The organism is Pseudomonas ulcerans, assembly GCF_036324125.1.
GTDB lineage: Bacteria > Pseudomonadota > Gammaproteobacteria > Pseudomonadales > Pseudomonadaceae > Aquipseudomonas > Aquipseudomonas ulcerans.
Map to the genome: position 1 here is coordinate 290,553 of NZ_JAZDQN010000001.1, position 15,685 is coordinate 306,237.

Here is a 15,685-nt window from a genome sequence, read left to right on the forward strand (position 1 = left end):
AGTTATGCCCCTGCTGTTCTTGCCGGAAAATGGACTCCGACACCCGTTCGTTCGGGAACCGACCCGCTTTCTTGAGGAGAGCCACCGATGTCGCGTCCTTCCAACACCGAGCCCCTGGTGCTCGCGCCTGCCGTTGTCGAAGCCCTGCTGGACGATATAGAAGGCGGCCAGCCCAACCTGCTGCCGTTCGAGGACACCCTGGCGCCGTTGCGCGTGGAGATTCCGATGTGGGGCAACTCGGACCCCACGGCGGACGCCCCCGAAACCCTGCTTCTGCTGTGGAACGGCAACGAGGTCGGCAAGCGCATCTGGACCACCCCGGTGCAGCCGGGCGAGCTGTTCCTCGACATCGCCAGCGAGCATCTGGCGGAGGGCGTACAGAGCCTCGAGTACTGGGTGAAGATCTACAACGGCGAGAGCGCCTACGGCCAGCCGTTGCCGATCACCATCGACAAGACCGCGCCGGTGCTGGGCGCGGACCAGGGGGCGCTGCTGTTCCGGCAGGAGGTCGTGGACCATGGCGTGACGGTGAAGTACCTGGAGCAGAACGGGGACGAGGTGCAAGCGGAAATCCCCACGTACCGCGAGGCCCGGGCCGGCGATGTGCTCACCTGGTACTGGGACACGCAGCCCTTCGAATTCAACCAGGTGGGCTCGCGCACCCTGGGCCTCGACGACATCGGCCAGCCGCTGTACCTGACCTTCGCTGGCGCGATGATTCGCGAGCGTGGTGATGGCACGCGCTATGTCCACTATCAGGTGCAGGACCGCGCCGGCACTCCACCCGCCGCGTCGCGTCCGGTAGGGCTGGAGGTGTGCGCCACGCCGATCCCGCGTGAGCTGCCGTGGCTGAATGTGATCGAGGCCGATGGCATCGGCGAGCAGCAGGTGCTCGATCCGGACAAGGCCGTGCGCAGCGACATCCAGGTGGCGCTCGATCCGGACACGGTGATCCATCCGGGGGAGGAGGTCTGGGTGCAGTGGGGCGAGCCCGGCACCTTCGGCGCCTTCCGCGGCCGCCTCGACACCGAGGCCGACCCGCGTGCTTGCTGGATCCCCAAGGCCAACATCGCCATCGCCATCGGCAAGACCCCGGTGCTGTACTACGAAGTGATCAGCGCCGAAGAGTTGCTGCCTTCCACGCCGCAGTCGGTGCGCGTGCTGACCTTCCCGGTGGGCAGCATGCCCACGGTGCAATGCGCCGGACACATGGGTAACGGCACCCTGAGCCTGGCCGGGGTGCCGGCCAGCGGCGCGAAACTCACCCTGCAATGGTGGAAGCTGATGAGCACCGACCAGATGGTGCGCATCGTGGTCAGCGGGATCTCGACCACAAGCGGCAGCATCAGCTACGAGGCGCTACGCGATCACCGGGTGACCCAGGCGGAGCTGGGCGTTGGCATCGGCGCGAACGGCAAGGTGGTGATCGCCAAGGCGTTCCTGGCCCAGCTCATGCTCGACCAGGCGTTCAGCGTGAGGGTGTATGTGAGTTTCGACCTGGGGGAAACCTGGCCTCTGGAGGTGGCGCCGAACTTTCCGACGCTCAAGCCACGCCTGGTCTCCTGACATCTGGCCGGGGCCAGCGTGGTCGCTGGCCGCCGCAGTGGGTTCAGCGCAGCTTGATCAGGCCCAGGGCCAGGGCCTTGAGCATCGCCGCGCTACGGGAGGTCACGCCGAACTTTCGGCGGATGTTGCAGAAGTGGAAATTCACCGCCGATTCGCTGCATTGCAGGATGTGGGCGATCTCCCAGGAGGTCTTGCCTTCGGCACTCCACTGCAGGACGACTTTCTCTCGCAGCGTCAGCCGGACCAGCTCCTGCGGAATCAGTTGGGCGCTTTTGGCGGGGGCGCGGAGCTGGCTGGCGCCCAGTGTTGGAGATGCGTACATGGGGAGACTCCTGGCATTTGTTCGAATGTGAATCCTTCGGCAATCGATTCGACCGGGACGGTACGGGGACATTTATATCGCCGTTTGCGCCTGTTGAAACCTGACAAAAATATCAGTCGGCACCCCCTCGAATGTCCCTTCGCCGGCGCTGCCGGGCCAGTGCCCACCTGATATTTTTGTCAGTTGTTGCGCGTCTGGCGACTTGCTAGCGTGAGGCTGTACGAGGTGCACTCTATGCGAGGAGGAAACCATGACTGCACGTGACGGACTGCATACCCGTTCGACGGATCTGCGTCAGGTACTGGATGAGTGCAACTTCAACTACCACCTGGACTTCGCCGAGTTCCAGGTCCTCCACGACGCCGCCGATGCGCGTTTCGACGCCTTGGTCCGGCGTTATGGTCATCGCCGTGAATCCCAGCAATTGCAGCAGTTTCAGCTGGCCTGCGAGCAGATGGCGAAGATGCTCCAGGTGTCCTGCCTGGCCATGCAACGGGCCCAGCTCGGCGAGCAGGAGCGCCACCAGGTGCGCGAGGCCTACGAGTACCAGGTGGCCTATATCCAGGCCTGCATGCACCGTTCGTTCGAGGGCTTCTGAGTCGGCGGGAACCGGCGTTGCCGGCCCTTGCCGCCGCATTCCCTGACCGGAGTGCCATCCCCGATGGCTGTTACAGGCATTGCCGGCGTACCAGTGGTTGCGGACAATCACTGTCAGTTTTTGCCGCCCCGGGCCGTCCGATATGTCGCAACAGATCTTCTTCGCCCACGCCAACGGCTTTCCCTCGGCCACCTACGGCAAGTTGTTCGCCGGACTGGCGCCGGACTACCAGGTCCAGCATTTGCCCCAGCATGCCCATGACCCGCGCTTTCCGGTGGGTGACAACTGGCTGCTGCTGGTCGACGAGCTGATCCACCATCTTGAACAACAGCCCGAGCCGGTCTGGGGCGTTGGCCATTCCCTCGGTGGCGTTCTTCACCTGCATGCGGCGCTGCGTCGACCGCAGCTGTACCGCGGCGTGGTGATGCTCGATTCGCCGGTGCTGACCCTCGCCGACCAGTGGCTGATCCGCCTGGCCAAGCGCCTGGGCTTCATCGACCGGATCACCCCGGCCGGGCGTACCGAGGGGCGCCGCGAGGCCTTCGACGACCTCGACCAGGCCCGTGCCTACTTCTCCGGCAAGTCGCTGTTTCGCGCGTTCGACCCGGAGTGCCTGGAGGCGTACGTGCAACATGGCCTGAAACCGCAAGGCGAGGGCTGGCGGCTGAGCTTCGACCCGGCCATCGAGATGCAGATCTACCGCAGCATCCCGCATACCCGCCCGGCCCATCCGGGGCAACTCAAGGTGCCGCTGGCCATGGTCCGGGGCCGCGACAGCCGCATCGTCCGCGCCCATCATGCGCAGGCGGTGCAGCGCATGCCGCTGGGGGAAAACCACAGTGTTGCCGGCGGACACATGTTCCCGCTGGAACGTCCGCAGGAAACCGCGCAACTGATCCGCACCCTGTTCCAGCGCTGGCAGGAGAAGCAGGCATGAGTCATCCCGTCGAAGAAGTCCGCCTGGACCTGGGCCATATCGAACTGGCCGCGCATCTGTACGGGCCGCCGGACGGGCGCCCGGTGATCGCCCTGCATGGCTGGCTGGACAACGCCAACAGCTTCGCCCGCCTGGCACCCAGGCTGCACGGGCTGCGTATCGTCGCCCTGGATTTCGCCGGCCACGGATACTCCGGGCACCGTCCGCCGGGCGCCGGCTACGCCTTGGCGGACTATGCCCACGATGTCCTGCGGGTGGCGGGGCAACTGGGCTGGGAGCGCTTTTCCCTGCTCGGCCATTCGCTGGGGGCGATCGTCTCGGTGATCCTCGCCGGCAGCGTGCCGGAGCGGATCGTGCGCCTGGCGCTGATCGACGGCGTCATCCCGCCCGGGGCCTCGGCCCAGGACGCTGCCGAGCGCATGGGCATGGCCCTGGAGGCGCAGCTGCGCCACGACAGCAAGCGCAAGTCGGTGTATGCCGAGCTGGATCGGGCGGTGGAAGCGCGCATGAAGGGCATGGTCGCGGTCACCCGCGAGGCCGCAGAATTACTCGCTCAGCGCGGCCTGGTGCCGGTACCCGGCGGTTTCAGCTGGCGCAGCGACAGCCGGCTGACCCTGCCGTCGCCGTTGCGCATGAGCGAGGAGCAGGCGATGAGCTTTGTCCGTCGCGTTGCCTGCCCGACCACCCTGGTGGTGGCCGACGACGGCATGCTGGCGCGCAACACGACCTTGCTGGAGCAGCTACCCTTCACCCTGGAACACCTCCCCGGTGGCCATCACCTGCACCTGAACGATGAAGCCGGGGCAACGCTTGTTGCAGACTGTTTCAATCGCTTCTTTGCCATTCCTTGACTTGTATCGGGCAACTGTCGAGGCTTGGCGGGTTTTGATCAGGGAGACAATCATGACCCAGCACGACAGCCGCCCCCTTTTCCTTGGCCACGCCGGATTCGCCGGCGGGGTTCGCCGATGAGTGCCGTCCGTAGCCTTCTTGCCGGCCTGCTGCTGGTCGCTGGCGCGGCCCAGGCCGCCGGCGAATTGCCGATTCCCCAGGATTCCAAGGTGGTCGACCAACGCTCCGCGACCGACCAGGAGCGCATCTACCCACTGGGTGCGCTGCGCAAGATCAGCGGCCAGTTGCGCATGGACGGCAGGATCGAGGCCCGCGGCGACATCCGCTCGATGACCTGGGAACTGCCGCCCGAGCGGCGCGCCGAGGAGGCCTTCAACGCCGCCCGCGAGGCGCTGCAGGCCGATGGCGGTTACCCGCTGTTCTGGTGCGAGCGACGTGACTGTGGCGAAAACAGCCTGTGGAACAACGAGATCTTCGGCAGCGCCCGGCTCTCCGGTTCCGACCAGGACCAGTTCTACATCCTCCTGCGCCGTTCCGGCGAAAACGACGACACCCTGGTGGCGCTCTACGCCATCACCCGCGGCAACAAGCGGGCCTACCTGCATGCCGAACAGTTCGAGGCCAATGCGCCGCTGGGCGAAGTGCTGCCGACCCCGGCCACGGTCCTGCGCGAGTTGCGCAGCACCGGCAAGCTCGACTATCCGGACCTCGGTGGCGAGCCGCCGCAAGCCTGGGTGGCCTTGCTGGCGCGCAGCCTGAATCTGGACAGCAGCCTGCGGGTCAGCCTGACGGGGGCCCAGGCCACGGCGTGGAGCGAGCAGTTGAGTGGCGCCGGCGTGCGCGCGGCGCGGCTGGAAACTGGTGACAAGCCGGCGGCCGGCCTGCATGTGGAACTGATCCGCTAGATCCTCAGATGCAGAGAACAGGTCTAAAGGGTGACGAGGACCCTGTAGGAGCGGGTTCACCCGCGATTGCGGTAGTGGATTCGCCGACGTAATCGCGGGTGAACCCGCTCCCACAAGTCCTCGCTGAACCAATGAGTCATGCGGTGTTCCATGAGAGCTGGCTCCTACAGGGTCATCTGCGGCAAGCCCGAAAAAATGAATGTTTCTTGAGAGAAGGCCCCATGCTCAACAACGATCGCCTGCTGGTGCAGATTCTCCTGCTGGCACTTCTGGGCGCGGCCCTGTGGGTCATGGCCCCGTTCATTTCCGCGCTGCTCTGGGGCGCGATCCTGGCCTATGCCAGCTGGCCGCTGATGCGTCTGGTGACGCGCCTGTGCGGTGGGCGCGAGACCCTGGCGGCGAGCTTCCTCACCACCCTCTGGCTGATCCTCGTGGCGCTGCCGCTGGTCTGGCTCGGCTTCAACCTGGCCGACCACGTGCGCGACGCCACCGCGTTCATCCGCGACGTGCAGGTCGACGGCCTGCCGGATCCGCCCGCCTGGCTGGGCAGCGTGCCACTGGTGGGGGAGCGCCTGGTGGGCTACTGGAACACCATCGACCAGCAAGGCGCGGCACTGCTGGCCACGGTCAAGCCCTACCTCGGCCAGGTCGGCAACTGGCTGCTGGCGCGCAGCGCGCAGATCGGCAGCGGCATCGTCGAGCTGATCCTCAGCCTGGTCTTCGTGTTCTTCTTCTACCGCGACGGGCCGCGCCTGTCGGCCTTCGTCCTGCGCCTGCTGGAGCGTCTGGTGGGCGATCGCGGCCCGTACTACCTGGGCCTGGTCGCCGGCACCGTGCAGCGGGTGGTCAATGGCGTGATCGGTACCGCTGCGGCCCAGGCCCTGCTGGCGCTGATCGGCTTCCTTATCGCCGGGGTTCCGGGGGCGCTGGTCCTCGGCCTGGTCACCTTCATGCTCAGCCTGATCCCCATGGGCCCGCCGCTGGCGTGGATTCCCGCCACCGCCTGGCTGGCCTGGAAGGGCGAGTACGGCATGGCGGTGTTCCTCGGCATCTGGGGCACCTTCATCATCAGCGGCGTGGACAACGTGCTCAAGCCCTACCTGATCAGCCGCGGTGGCGACCTGCCGCTGGTGATCGTGCTGCTCGGGGTCTTCGGCGGCCTGCTGGCCTTCGGCTTCATCGGCCTGTTCATCGGCCCGACCCTGTTGGCGGTGGGCTACAGCCTGCTGGTGGATTGGTCGAACCATAACCATCCGGAAAACCGCGCCGCGTAGATCGGTCGGCCTTCAATCCAGCTCCAGCTTGGCCTCGATGCGGTCCAGATGCAGGTGCATCAGGCGCAGCGCGGCCTCGCTGTCACCGTCTTCCAGCGCATCCACCAGCGCCGCGTGTTCCTCCCACGCGCAATGCTCGCAACCATGCTGCTCGTACTTGGCGATGATCAGCGAGGTCATCGGCACCAGGCCGTTGAGAAATCGGGTCAGCGGTGCGTTGTCGGCGATTTCCGCAAGTTTCAGGTGGAACTCGCCGCCAAGGCGAATGGCCGTGCAACGCTGCCCCTGTTCGTGGCTCAGGCGCTCGCGGGCGATCAGCTCGCGCAGCTGGCGCAGTTGCCCCGGCCGCGAGCGCCGGGCGGCCAGTTCGATCAAGGTGGTTTCAGCCAGGCGCCGGGCGCTCAACACCTGGCGCGCCTGCTCCGGGTCCGGCGCCGCCAGGCGCGCGGTATGGGCCGGGCGCTGGACGATGACCTGCTGGTCCGACAGGCGTCCCAGCACCCGACGGATCACCGTGCGGCTGACGCCGAAGGCCTCGCCCAGGGCCAGTTCGGTCAAGGGCGTGCCTGGGGTCAGGCGCTGTTCGAGGATGGCGTCGAACAGCTGCGGATAGATTTCTTCCGCGGACATCCGGCGTCCGCCGCCAGCCATGAGGAAGGGCAGGGAGGTGTTCATCTTCGCGCTCCTGGATTCAGTGGCCCGGCTGTTCGTCCGGGATCTTCAGTTCGATGCCCATGCGCCGGCCTTCCTGGAGGATGTGCCGGCGCATCTGCGCGCTGGCCTGGGCGCTGTCCTTGTTGCGGATGGCGCGCACCACCGCTTCGTTCTCTTCCAGCCGCGCGGCCAGGTGCTCGGGAGACTTGCGCAGGACCTGGGCGCTCTGCTTGAGGGCGTTGCTGGTCTGCTGCACCACGCTCTGGAAGATCGGGTTGGAGGTCAGGGCGAACAGCGCCTCGTGGAAGGCGATGTAGGCACTGACCCCGGCCTCGGCATCGTCGGCGTCGAGGGCTTCGCGCATGTCCATCAGGGTCAGGCGCAACTGCCCGGTTTCCTGGCTGCTGATGGATTGCGCCACCAGCCCGACGATGAAGGGTTCGAGGGTGTAGCGCAGTTGCAGCACGTCCTCCAGGCTGGCCTCGGCCACCGTGGCCGGGACCAGCACCGGCTCGGCGCTGTCGGCGTCGAGCACCAGCACGCCCTTGCCGGGCATCGAGCGGACCAGGCCGAGGGTTTCCAGCACGGTCACCGCTTCGCGCAGGCTCGGCCGGCTGATGCCCAGCTGTTCGGCCAGCTCGCGCTGCCCCGGGAGCATCTCGCCGGAGCGCCATTGTCCACGGGCCAGGGCCTGGCGCAGTTTGTCGACGACTGCGTTGACGACGGTCGATGAAGTGATCACGGGGCGCTCCACGAGATATCAGTCATGTTTCAGAACTCTTGTTGATGGGCCGTCTTGCGTGGCTGGAAGCCATAGCCCTGCTTGCCGCTGAGCACGTTGTTGGCGCGCTCCATGTCGATGTCCTTTTCCCAGCGGGCGATGGCCACGGTAGCCACGCAGTTGCCGATGAGGTTGGTCAGGGCGCGGCCGATGCCCATGAACCAGTCCACCGCCAGTACCAGCACCAGGCCGACCACGGGAATCGCCGGGATCGCGGTGAGGGTCGCGGCGAGGATCACCAGGGCCGAGCCCGGAATGCCGTGGGCGCCCTTGGAGGTCACCAGCGACACCAGGAGGATGGTCAGCAGGTCGGTCATGGCCAGCGGCGTGCCGGTGGCGTTGGCAATGAACACGATGGCCAGGGTCAGGTAGATGGAGAAGCCATCGAGGTTGAACGAGTAGCCGGTCGGGATCACCAGGCCCACGGTGGAGCTGCCGATGCCCAGGTGCTCCAGCTTGCGCATGATCTGCGGCAGTACGGCGTCGGATGAAGCGGTACCGAGGACGATGGTCAGCTCTTCGCGCAGGTACTTGAGGAAGGGCAGCATCTTCAGGCCCGACACGCGCATCACCACGCCGAGGATGATCAGCACGAAGCCGGCGCAGGTGAGGTAGAACAGGGCCACCAGGCCGCCCAGGTGCTGCAGCGAGTCGAGGCCGTACTTGCTGGTGGTGAAGGCGATGGCGCCGAACACGCCGATCGGCGCCAGGCGCACGATCATGCCCATGATGCGGAAGATGACGTGGCTCAGCTCGTTGATCAGCCGCGAGATGCCCGAGGCGGACTCGCCCACCAGGTTCAGCGCGCTGCCGAACAGTACCGAGAACAGCAGGACCTGGAGGATGTTGTTGTCGGCGAAGGCACCGATCACCGAAGAGGGGATCAGGTCCATGAGGAACTGCGTGGTGCTGTGGATGTGCTGGCCGCGTTCGGCGAGGGCGCCGGCGTCGCTGGTGGAGAGCTGGTCCAGGTGGATGTTGGCGCCGCTGCCGATACCGGTGCTGAAGGCGAACACCAGGCCCAGGACCAAGGCGATGGTGGTCAGGATTTCGAAGTAGATCACCGATTTCAGGCCGATGCGCCCGACCTTCTTAAGGTCGCCGGCACCGGAGATGCCGCTGACCACGACGCAGAACACGATCAGGCCGATCAGCATCTTGATCAGCTTGATGAAACCGTCACCGAGGGGTTTGAGTTGCAGGGAGAGGTCGGGGAAGCTCAGACCGCAGACAATGCCGAGCAACAGGCCGAGCACTACTTGGAGGAAGATCGAACGCGAGCACCATTTGAGCATGGGAGGGATCTCTGATCGGTGTCCGGCTGCCGCGAAGGGCGCGTCGGACTTAATTATTGTGGTCTTACCGGTATGTCCAGTGCGGGGCCAATATACGCCCGGTTTTTCCGGGTTCGCAAGGGGTTGGCGATAATTGGTTTTACCGGTCTGACCAGTTGAGATGCAATGCGGGTGTTTTTTGTTGGTGCGCGAACCATTCTGTCGCGGCTTCCCTACGGCTCCGACAGCGCCTGATCGACCGCAGCGATCAGCTTGCTCAAGTCTTTGCGGGGGGCTTTGTGGATGACACCGAACAGGTACGCGCGTTGTTGGTCTTCGCTGTCGAGGTCGGTGAAAAAGGCGGTGAGCTGGACGCCCAGGATGCGGGCAAAAACGAACAGGGCTTCGACGCTGGGGGTGTAGGTGCCGGTCTCAAAGCGGCTGATCGTCTTGGGGTCGAATCCGGCTTTCTCCCCCAGCTCAGCCTGGGTGAGCCCGGCGACCTTGCGATAGCGTCGGATGGCTGACCCCAAACTTGAAATTTCCATCGCTCAATTCCCTTTTAGAATCAAGAACTTAACGACAAAATATTTTAGAGGACAACCTCCTGTGCCATCACCTTGGATTGCAAAAGGTGATGCATTTCGTAGAATTTGCAACCTGGACAGGTTTTCCCGCAGCGGGTTTTGCAGAGAACAACCCGAGTTTTTCCTGCGGCTCATGGAGCTTTAACGTGCGTCCCGACTTGCCAATTACTGCCGTGGATCAGACATTTCCGAGGCGGCACCATGGATGAAACCTACCGCACGGCGGTGGATGCCGCTGCGATCTTCTCCGAGACCGACCTCGACGGCCGCATCACCTACGTCAACGACCAGTTCTGTGCCGTCTCCGGCTACAGCCGCGAGGAACTGCTCGGGGCCGACCACCGCATGCTCAATTCAGGCCAGCACGAACCACAGGTGTTCAGTGAAATGTGGCGCGCCCTGACGTCCGGGCAGGTGTGGAAGGGCGAGTTGTGCAACCGCGCCAAGGACGGTTCGCTGTACTGGGTCGACAGCACTATCGTGCCGCTGTTCGATCGCGATACCGGTCAGGTGCGCAAGTACGCCTCGATCCGCTTCGACGTCACCCACAAGCGCCAGTTGCTGCACACCCTGCAATGGCGGGTCGGCCACGACATGCTCACCGGCTTGCCCAACCGCTCCTGTCTTGGCGAGCTGCTCGACGAGGCGCTGCAGCGCGCCCGCGCGACCAAGACCCGGCTGGCCGTGTGCATGCTCGACCTGGACGGCTTCAAGGCGGTCAACGACGGCTACGGGCATGACAGCGGCGACCTGCTGCTGGTGGAGGTGGCGCGGCGCCTGAAGCGCTTCCTCGGCGCGGGTGATGCGGTGGCGCGGCTGTCCGGCGACGAGTTCGTGATGATCCTCGGCGACCTGCAGGGGCCGCCCTGCCTGCAGGACATCCTCGAACGGGTGCTGCGGGCGATCGCCGTGCCCTGCGTGATCCGCGGACGCTCCATCAGCGTCAGCGCCAGCATCGGCGTGACCCAGTTCCCCGGCGACAACGACGACGCCGACACCCTGCTGCGGCATGCCGACCAGGCCATGTACCTGGCCAAGCAGCGCGGGCGCAATCGTTACCACCTGTTCGACGTGTCGCTGGACAAGGAGGTCAAGGCCACCCACCAGACCGTCGAGCAGGTGCGCCACGCCCTGCACCACGGGGACCTGTCGCTGTACTACCAGCCCAAGGTCAACATGCGCAGCGGCGCGGTGGTGGGTTTCGAGGCACTGTTGCGCTGGAACCATCCGGTGCGCGGGGTGATTCCGCCGGGAGACTTCCTGCCGCTGGTGGAGCGTACCGACCTGATTGTCGATATCGGCGAATGGGTGATCGACCGCGCCCTGGCGCAGATGGAGCAGTGGCAGACCATCGGCTGTCGCTGGCCGGTGAGCGTCAATATCGCTGCGCGGCATTTCCAGCGTTCCGACTTCGTTACCCGCCTGCAACGCTTGCTGGCCAGGCATGCCTCGGTGGCGCCGCAGATGCTCGACCTGGAGATCGTCGAATCGGTGGCCATCGAGAATATCCAGCGGGTCAGCGATTGCCTGGAAGCCTGCCAGCGCCTCGGCGTGCGTTTTTCGCTGGACGATTTCGGCACCGGGTATTCGTCGCTGAGCTACCTCAAGCGCCTGCCGACGCAAACCATGAAGATCGACAAATCGTTCATCCAGGACATTCTCCACGACCAGGATGACCTGGCCCTGACCCGTGCGGTGATCGGCCTGGCCCAGGCGTTCGACCGCCAGGTGATCGCCGAGGGCGTGGAGACCGTGGCCCATGGCGAGTTGCTGATGGACCTGGGCTGCGACGTGGCCCAGGGCTACGGCATCTCGCGGCCGATGCCGGCGGGGCAGGTGGTGGAGTGGGTGGAGCGGTTCGAGCAGCCGCGGGAATGGCGGGTCAAGGCGCTGGCTGCAGGGGTATCAACGCGGTCAGTGTAGGAGCGGATTTATCCGCGATCGGCGGCGAAGCCGTCGTAAACCCGGTGTCCTCGGTTTTTCAGGTAGATATGGGACTTAGGTTCTACGACGGCTGCGCCGCCGATCGCGGATGAATCCGCTCCCACAGGGTCGCGGATGCCCGGCTATTTACGTGCGACAGGAAGATACCTAGAGCTGCGGCGCGGTGTTCTTCACCACCGCCAGCTCCGGATGCGCCACCAGCTTGTCGATATGCAGTTCGTCATTATTCATCCAGGTCTCGGTGAGCACCCGGTAATGCTCCATGTCGCGGCAGCGCATGCGCAGGCTGTAGTCGAAATGCCCGCTGATCAGCTGGCATTCGAACACCTGCGGACAGGCCCGTACACAGGCCTCGAACGCCTTCTGCGCCGACCTGCCGCTCTGGTTCGACAACGCCACCAGGACCAGCAGCGACAACCCCGGCGAAACCATCTGCACATCGATGATCGCCCCGTAGCCGCGGATCACCCCGCGTCGCTCCAGCTTGCGCACCCGTTCCAGGCAGGGCCTGGGGGTCAGGTGCACCAGTGACGAGAGCTTCTCGTAGGTGATGCGCCCGTTATGCCGCAGCACGTCGATGATCGCTTCGTCGATGCGGTCCAGCGGCGGCGTGGCGTGGGAGGAGTTGGCCTTGGTATCCATGGTGGCGATGTTTCACTTCAAGCGGTTGGAAAGGAATTGCTGCAGGCGCTCGCTCTGCGGCTGGTCGAGAATGCTCGCGCTTCCCTGTTCCTCGACCAGTCCCTGATGCAGGAACAGCACCTGGCTGGACACCTGGCGGGCAAAGCCCATCTCGTGGGTGACCATGAGCATGGTACGACCTTCCTCGGCCAGCGTCTGTATCACCTTGAGGACTTCTCCTACGAGCTCTGGGTCAAGGGCTGACGTCGGTTCGTCGAAGAGGATGATCTCCGGCTCCATCGCCAGGGCCCGGGCGATGGCTACACGCTGTTGCTGGCCGCCGGAGAGGAACGCCGGGTACTGGTCCGCAGCCCGCGCCGGCAGGCCGACCTTGTCCAGGTAGGTGCGCGCCCGCGCCTCGGCTTCCTGCTGGCTGACCCCGAGCACCCGGCGCGGGGCCAGGGTGATGTTTTCCAGCACGGTCATGTGGCTCCACAGGTTGAAGTGCTGGAACACCATGGACAGGCGCGTGCGCAGGTTCTGCAACTGCGCCGGGTTCGGGCCGCGGCCCGGGCGCATTTCGATGGTCTGGTCGTCGAGGGTGATGGCGCCGGCTTCCGGCTGTTCGAGGAAATTGATGCAGCGCAGGAAGGTGCTCTTGCCCGAGCCGCTGGCGCCGATCAGGCTGATCACGTCGCCCTTGCGCGCTTGCAGCGAGACGCCCTTGAGCACCTCGTGGTCGCCATAGCGCTTGTGCAGCGAATCCACCGTCAGCTTGATCGCGGCGCTGTGGGCGGCGGCGACGGGTTGCGCGGTGAAGGTGGGTTGAATCGACAAGGCGTGTGCGGAAGTGGTCATGGGTCAGCCTCGGGAAGGAACGAGAAAACGCATCCAGCGTCGTTCGGCCAGGCGGAACAGCCCGACCAGCGCGAAGGACAGCAGCATGTACAGGAGCGCGGCGATACCGAAGGCCTGGAAGGTCAGGAAGGTCGCGGCGTTGGCGTCGCGGGCCACCTTGAGCACATCGGCGATGGTCGCGGTGAAGGCCAGCGAGGTGGCGTGCAGCATCAGGATCAGTTCGTTGCTGTAGGCCGGCAGCGAACGGCGCAGCGCCGCCGGCAGGATCACGAACAGGTCGAGCTTCCAGCCATGCAGGCCATAGGCCTGGGCCGCCTCGATCTCGCCATGGGGGATGTTGCGGATCGCCCCGGCGAAGATCTCCACGGTGTAGGCGCAGGTGTTGAGGACGAAGGCCAGCAGGGTGCAGTTCAGCGCGTTGCGGAAGAAGCGGTCGAGCATCTCGTGGTCGCGCACTACTTCCAGGCCATACAGGCCGGTGTAGCAGATGAGCAACTGGATATAGAGCGGCGTGCCCCGGAACAGGTAGGTGTAGAACTCCACCGGCAAGCGCAGCCACGGCTTGCGCGAGACTCGCGCCAGGGCCAGGGGCAGCGAGAGGAAGAAGCCGACGACCATGGTCACCACGAACAGCCACAGGGTCATGGCCAGCCCGGAGATGCCGGCACCATCGTGGTACAGGTAGGCCAGGCCGTATTCCTGAATCAGTTCGATCATGATGTCAGCCCCTTGATGCCGGTGTTGAAGCGCCGCTCAAGCCGCTTGAACAGGCGATTGGAGAGGGTGGTGATCAGCAGGTAGACCAGCCCGGCGATGATCAGGAAATACAGGACGTTGTTGGTACTCTTGCCGGCGTTCTGCGCGGCTTTCACCAGGTCGGCGAGGCCGATGATCGACACCAGCGCGGTGGACTTGAGCAGCACCAGCCAGTTGTTGCCCAGCCCCGGCAGGGCGAAGCGCATCAGTTGCGGGAACAGCACCAGGCGAAAACGCTGCAGGCGGCTCAGGCCATAGGCGGTAGCTGCTTCCAGTTGTCCGGCGGGCACGCTGAGGATCGCGCCGCGGAAATTCTCGGTGAAGTAGGCACCGTAGATGAAGCCGAGGGTCAGCACGCCGGCGGCGAACGGATCGATCTCGAAGTAGCCCCAGCCCATCCATTCGGTGAAGTCGTTGAGCCAGATCTGGAAGGTGTAGAAGATCAGCAGGATCAGCACGAGGTCGGGGACACTGCGGATCAGCGTGGTGTAGAGGGTGGCGGGCAGGCGCAGCAGACGGATCGGCGAGAGCTTGGCGCTGGCGCCGAGCAGCCCCAGCAGCAGGCTCAGGGCCAGGGACAGCAGCGCCAGCTTCACGGTCATCCAGGCGCCTTGCGCCAACAGCGGGCCGAAGCCCTGCAGGCTGAGGGCCTGCAAGCCGACAGAGTGGAGGAAGTCGTTCACGGGAAAATCTCGATGGGCGCTCGCGGTGTCGCCGACCAGGCCCAGGGCCCGGGCGGCGCGCGGCGGGGTTACTCGTTGTAGATATCCAGGTCGCCGACATACTTCTGCTGGATCTTCTGGAAGGTGCCATCGGCCAGCACCGCCGCGATGCCCTTGTTCAGCAGGGCCTTGAGTTCCGCATCGTTCTTGCGCACGCCCATGGCGATGTCCAGTGGCAGGGTCGGGTCCTTGATCGCCGGGCCGCTCTGGAAGTCGGCGCCCTCGGGCTTGGTGAGGAAGTTGAGCTGGGCTTCCAGCTTGTCGGTGACGGTGGCGTCGAGGCGGCCGTTCATCAGGTCGGCGTAGTTCTGGTCCTGGGCCTGGTAGGCCTTCACCTGGGCGCCCAGTGGCGCGAGCTTGGCGCGGGCGTAGGCTTCCTGCAGCGAGCCTTGCAGCACGCCGACGGTCTTGCCCTTGAGGGATTCCGGGGTATCGCCGAAACCGGCGCCCTTGCGCACGATCACCGAGGTCGGGCTGAGGAACAGGCGATCACTGAAGTCGATCTGCTTCAGGCGTGCCGGGGTCACGGCCATGGACGACATGATGGCGTCGAACTTGCGCGCGCGCAGGGCCGGGATCATGCCGTCGAACTCGTTGTGCACCCAGGTGCATTTGACTTCCAGCTTGGCGCAGATGGCATTGCCCAGCTCGATGTCGAAGCCCTGCAGGCTGCCGTCGGCGGCGACGGATTCGAAGGGGGGATATTCGGGGAAGACGCCAAAGCGGATTTCTTTCCATTCCTGGGCCTGGGCCGCGCTGGCGCAGAGTGGCAGGAGCAGGACGCCGAGAAGTTTTCGCAGCGAAGTCATAGTGATGGTCCCTGTGTTTTGTAGTTGGAAATAGGGCAGTGAAACGCTTCGTAGGCCTGGGCCTCGTGGTCTTGTAATGACTCTTCGGTCGGGGCTCAGGATGCGCGATGGCAGCGGTTTTTTTGTGTCGTTCGGGCCGGTGCTGGCTACCGGAATATGCTGTTCCCGAACCATTGACAGCCGATTCGGCTGGAACACCTCCTGTTTTGGCTTTGCAACAGCGTT

17 protein-coding genes are annotated in these 15,685 nt (G+C 65.0%); 7 read left to right on the forward strand and 10 right to left on the reverse strand.

What is annotated here, in order from left to right:
- Positions 1–87: 87 nt before the first annotated feature.
- The gene (locus tag V0R59_RS01305; RefSeq protein WP_330074269.1) at positions 88–1,566 is read left to right on the forward strand and encodes a hypothetical protein; all 1,479 of its coding nucleotides are present in this window, start codon (positions 88–90) and stop codon (positions 1,564–1,566) included.
- A 43-nt stretch (positions 1,567–1,609) separates the two neighbouring features.
- Here V0R59_RS01305 and V0R59_RS01310 read toward each other — a convergent pair whose 3' ends face one another.
- Complete coding sequence (locus tag V0R59_RS01310; protein ID WP_330074270.1) at positions 1,610–1,888, reverse strand: LuxR family transcriptional regulator; 279 nt, start codon at positions 1,886–1,888, stop codon at positions 1,610–1,612.
- 250 nt (positions 1,889–2,138) lie between these two features.
- Here V0R59_RS01310 and V0R59_RS01315 point away from each other — a divergent pair, with 250 nt between their 5' ends.
- The 5 genes from V0R59_RS01315 (at position 2,139) to V0R59_RS01335 (ending at position 6,454) form a co-directional block, all read left to right on the forward strand.
- A complete protein-coding gene (locus V0R59_RS01315; RefSeq protein ID WP_330074271.1) occupies positions 2,139–2,486 on the forward strand; it encodes a hypothetical protein in 348 nt (115 codons plus the stop codon).
- Positions 2,487–2,628: 142 nt separating this feature from the next.
- Positions 2,629–3,423, forward strand: a complete 795-nt coding sequence (locus V0R59_RS01320) for an alpha/beta fold hydrolase (protein WP_330074272.1) — start codon at positions 2,629–2,631, stop codon at positions 3,421–3,423.
- Complete coding sequence (locus V0R59_RS01325; RefSeq protein WP_330074273.1) at positions 3,420–4,274, forward strand: alpha/beta fold hydrolase; 855 nt, start codon at positions 3,420–3,422, stop codon at positions 4,272–4,274. The genes V0R59_RS01320 and V0R59_RS01325 overlap by 4 nt, the downstream gene beginning before the upstream one ends.
- A gap of 117 nt (positions 4,275–4,391) precedes the next feature.
- Entirely contained in the window at positions 4,392–5,180 is a 789-nt protein-coding gene (locus V0R59_RS01330) for a DUF4892 domain-containing protein (protein WP_330074274.1), read from the forward strand.
- A gap of 221 nt (positions 5,181–5,401) precedes the next feature.
- Positions 5,402–6,454, forward strand: a complete 1,053-nt coding sequence (locus V0R59_RS01335) for an AI-2E family transporter (protein ID WP_330074275.1) — start codon at positions 5,402–5,404, stop codon at positions 6,452–6,454.
- Positions 6,455–6,466: 12 nt separating this feature from the next.
- Here the strand turns inward: V0R59_RS01335 and V0R59_RS01340 are convergent, their stop codons facing one another.
- The 4 genes from V0R59_RS01340 to V0R59_RS01355 all read right to left on the reverse strand — a co-directional run bounded on the left by V0R59_RS01340 (position 6,467) and on the right by V0R59_RS01355 (position 9,711).
- Entirely contained in the window at positions 6,467–7,129 is a 663-nt protein-coding gene (locus tag V0R59_RS01340; protein WP_330074276.1) for a GntR family transcriptional regulator, read from the reverse strand.
- Between the two features lie 16 nt (positions 7,130–7,145).
- Complete coding sequence (locus V0R59_RS01345; protein ID WP_330074277.1) at positions 7,146–7,850, reverse strand: FadR/GntR family transcriptional regulator; 705 nt, start codon at positions 7,848–7,850, stop codon at positions 7,146–7,148.
- 29 nt (positions 7,851–7,879) lie between these two features.
- Positions 7,880–9,184 (reverse strand): C4-dicarboxylate transporter DctA, encoded by a 1,305-nt coding sequence (locus V0R59_RS01350; RefSeq protein WP_330074278.1) that lies wholly within the window; start codon positions 9,182–9,184, stop codon positions 7,880–7,882.
- Between the two features lie 212 nt (positions 9,185–9,396).
- Positions 9,397–9,711 (reverse strand): helix-turn-helix domain-containing protein, encoded by a 315-nt coding sequence (locus tag V0R59_RS01355; RefSeq protein ID WP_330074279.1) that lies wholly within the window; start codon positions 9,709–9,711, stop codon positions 9,397–9,399.
- Positions 9,712–9,951: 240 nt separating this feature from the next.
- Between V0R59_RS01355 and V0R59_RS01360 the strand changes: the two genes are divergently transcribed.
- Positions 9,952–11,673 carry a putative bifunctional diguanylate cyclase/phosphodiesterase gene (locus V0R59_RS01360; RefSeq protein ID WP_330074280.1) on the forward strand — a complete coding sequence of 574 codons (1,722 nt, stop codon included), beginning with the start codon at positions 9,952–9,954 and terminating at the stop codon, positions 11,671–11,673.
- Between the two features lie 168 nt (positions 11,674–11,841).
- Here the strand turns inward: V0R59_RS01360 and V0R59_RS01365 are convergent, their stop codons facing one another.
- The 5 genes from V0R59_RS01365 to V0R59_RS01385 all read right to left on the reverse strand — a co-directional run bounded on the left by V0R59_RS01365 (position 11,842) and on the right by V0R59_RS01385 (position 15,460).
- The gene (locus V0R59_RS01365) at positions 11,842–12,336 is read right to left on the reverse strand and encodes an Lrp/AsnC family transcriptional regulator (protein WP_330074281.1); all 495 of its coding nucleotides are present in this window, start codon (positions 12,334–12,336) and stop codon (positions 11,842–11,844) included.
- A gap of 12 nt (positions 12,337–12,348) precedes the next feature.
- A complete protein-coding gene (locus V0R59_RS01370) occupies positions 12,349–13,173 on the reverse strand; it encodes an ABC transporter ATP-binding protein (RefSeq protein ID WP_330074282.1) in 825 nt (274 codons plus the stop codon).
- Positions 13,174–13,176: 3 nt separating this feature from the next.
- Positions 13,177–13,890 (reverse strand): ABC transporter permease, encoded by a 714-nt coding sequence (locus V0R59_RS01375; protein ID WP_330074283.1) that lies wholly within the window; start codon positions 13,888–13,890, stop codon positions 13,177–13,179.
- Positions 13,887–14,612 carry an ABC transporter permease gene (locus V0R59_RS01380; RefSeq protein WP_330074284.1) on the reverse strand — a complete coding sequence of 242 codons (726 nt, stop codon included), beginning with the start codon at positions 14,610–14,612 and terminating at the stop codon, positions 13,887–13,889. Before V0R59_RS01380 ends, V0R59_RS01375 begins: the two co-directional genes overlap by 4 nt.
- A gap of 68 nt (positions 14,613–14,680) precedes the next feature.
- Positions 14,681–15,460, reverse strand: a complete 780-nt coding sequence (locus V0R59_RS01385) for an ABC transporter substrate-binding protein (protein ID WP_330074285.1) — start codon at positions 15,458–15,460, stop codon at positions 14,681–14,683.
- Between the last annotated feature and the right edge of the window lie 225 nt (positions 15,461–15,685).

Excerpts from the sequence above, each read along its gene's own strand:
- V0R59_RS01305 (WP_330074269.1), top strand. The coding sequence starts at position 88 with ATGTCGCGTCCTTCCAACACCGAGCCCCTGGTGCTCGCGCCTGCCGTT.
- V0R59_RS01310 (WP_330074270.1), bottom strand. The coding sequence starts at position 1,888 with ATGTACGCATCTCCAACACTGGGCGCCAGCCAGCTCCGCGCCCCCGCC.
- V0R59_RS01315 (WP_330074271.1), top strand. The coding sequence starts at position 2,139 with ATGACTGCACGTGACGGACTGCATACCCGTTCGACGGATCTGCGTCAG.
- V0R59_RS01320 (WP_330074272.1), top strand. The coding sequence starts at position 2,629 with ATGTCGCAACAGATCTTCTTCGCCCACGCCAACGGCTTTCCCTCGGCC.
- V0R59_RS01325 (WP_330074273.1), top strand. The coding sequence starts at position 3,420 with ATGAGTCATCCCGTCGAAGAAGTCCGCCTGGACCTGGGCCATATCGAA.
- V0R59_RS01330 (WP_330074274.1), top strand. The coding sequence starts at position 4,392 with ATGAGTGCCGTCCGTAGCCTTCTTGCCGGCCTGCTGCTGGTCGCTGGC.
- V0R59_RS01335 (WP_330074275.1), top strand. The coding sequence starts at position 5,402 with ATGCTCAACAACGATCGCCTGCTGGTGCAGATTCTCCTGCTGGCACTT.
- V0R59_RS01340 (WP_330074276.1), bottom strand. The coding sequence starts at position 7,129 with ATGAACACCTCCCTGCCCTTCCTCATGGCTGGCGGCGGACGCCGGATG.
- V0R59_RS01350 (WP_330074278.1), bottom strand. The coding sequence starts at position 9,184 with ATGCTCAAATGGTGCTCGCGTTCGATCTTCCTCCAAGTAGTGCTCGGC.
- V0R59_RS01355 (WP_330074279.1), bottom strand. The coding sequence starts at position 9,711 with ATGGAAATTTCAAGTTTGGGGTCAGCCATCCGACGCTATCGCAAGGTC.
- V0R59_RS01360 (WP_330074280.1), top strand. The coding sequence starts at position 9,952 with ATGGATGAAACCTACCGCACGGCGGTGGATGCCGCTGCGATCTTCTCC.
- V0R59_RS01365 (WP_330074281.1), bottom strand. The coding sequence starts at position 12,336 with ATGGATACCAAGGCCAACTCCTCCCACGCCACGCCGCCGCTGGACCGC.
- V0R59_RS01370 (WP_330074282.1), bottom strand. The coding sequence starts at position 13,173 with ATGACCACTTCCGCACACGCCTTGTCGATTCAACCCACCTTCACCGCG.
- V0R59_RS01375 (WP_330074283.1), bottom strand. The coding sequence starts at position 13,890 with ATGATCGAACTGATTCAGGAATACGGCCTGGCCTACCTGTACCACGAT.
- V0R59_RS01385 (WP_330074285.1), bottom strand. The coding sequence starts at position 15,460 with ATGACTTCGCTGCGAAAACTTCTCGGCGTCCTGCTCCTGCCACTCTGC.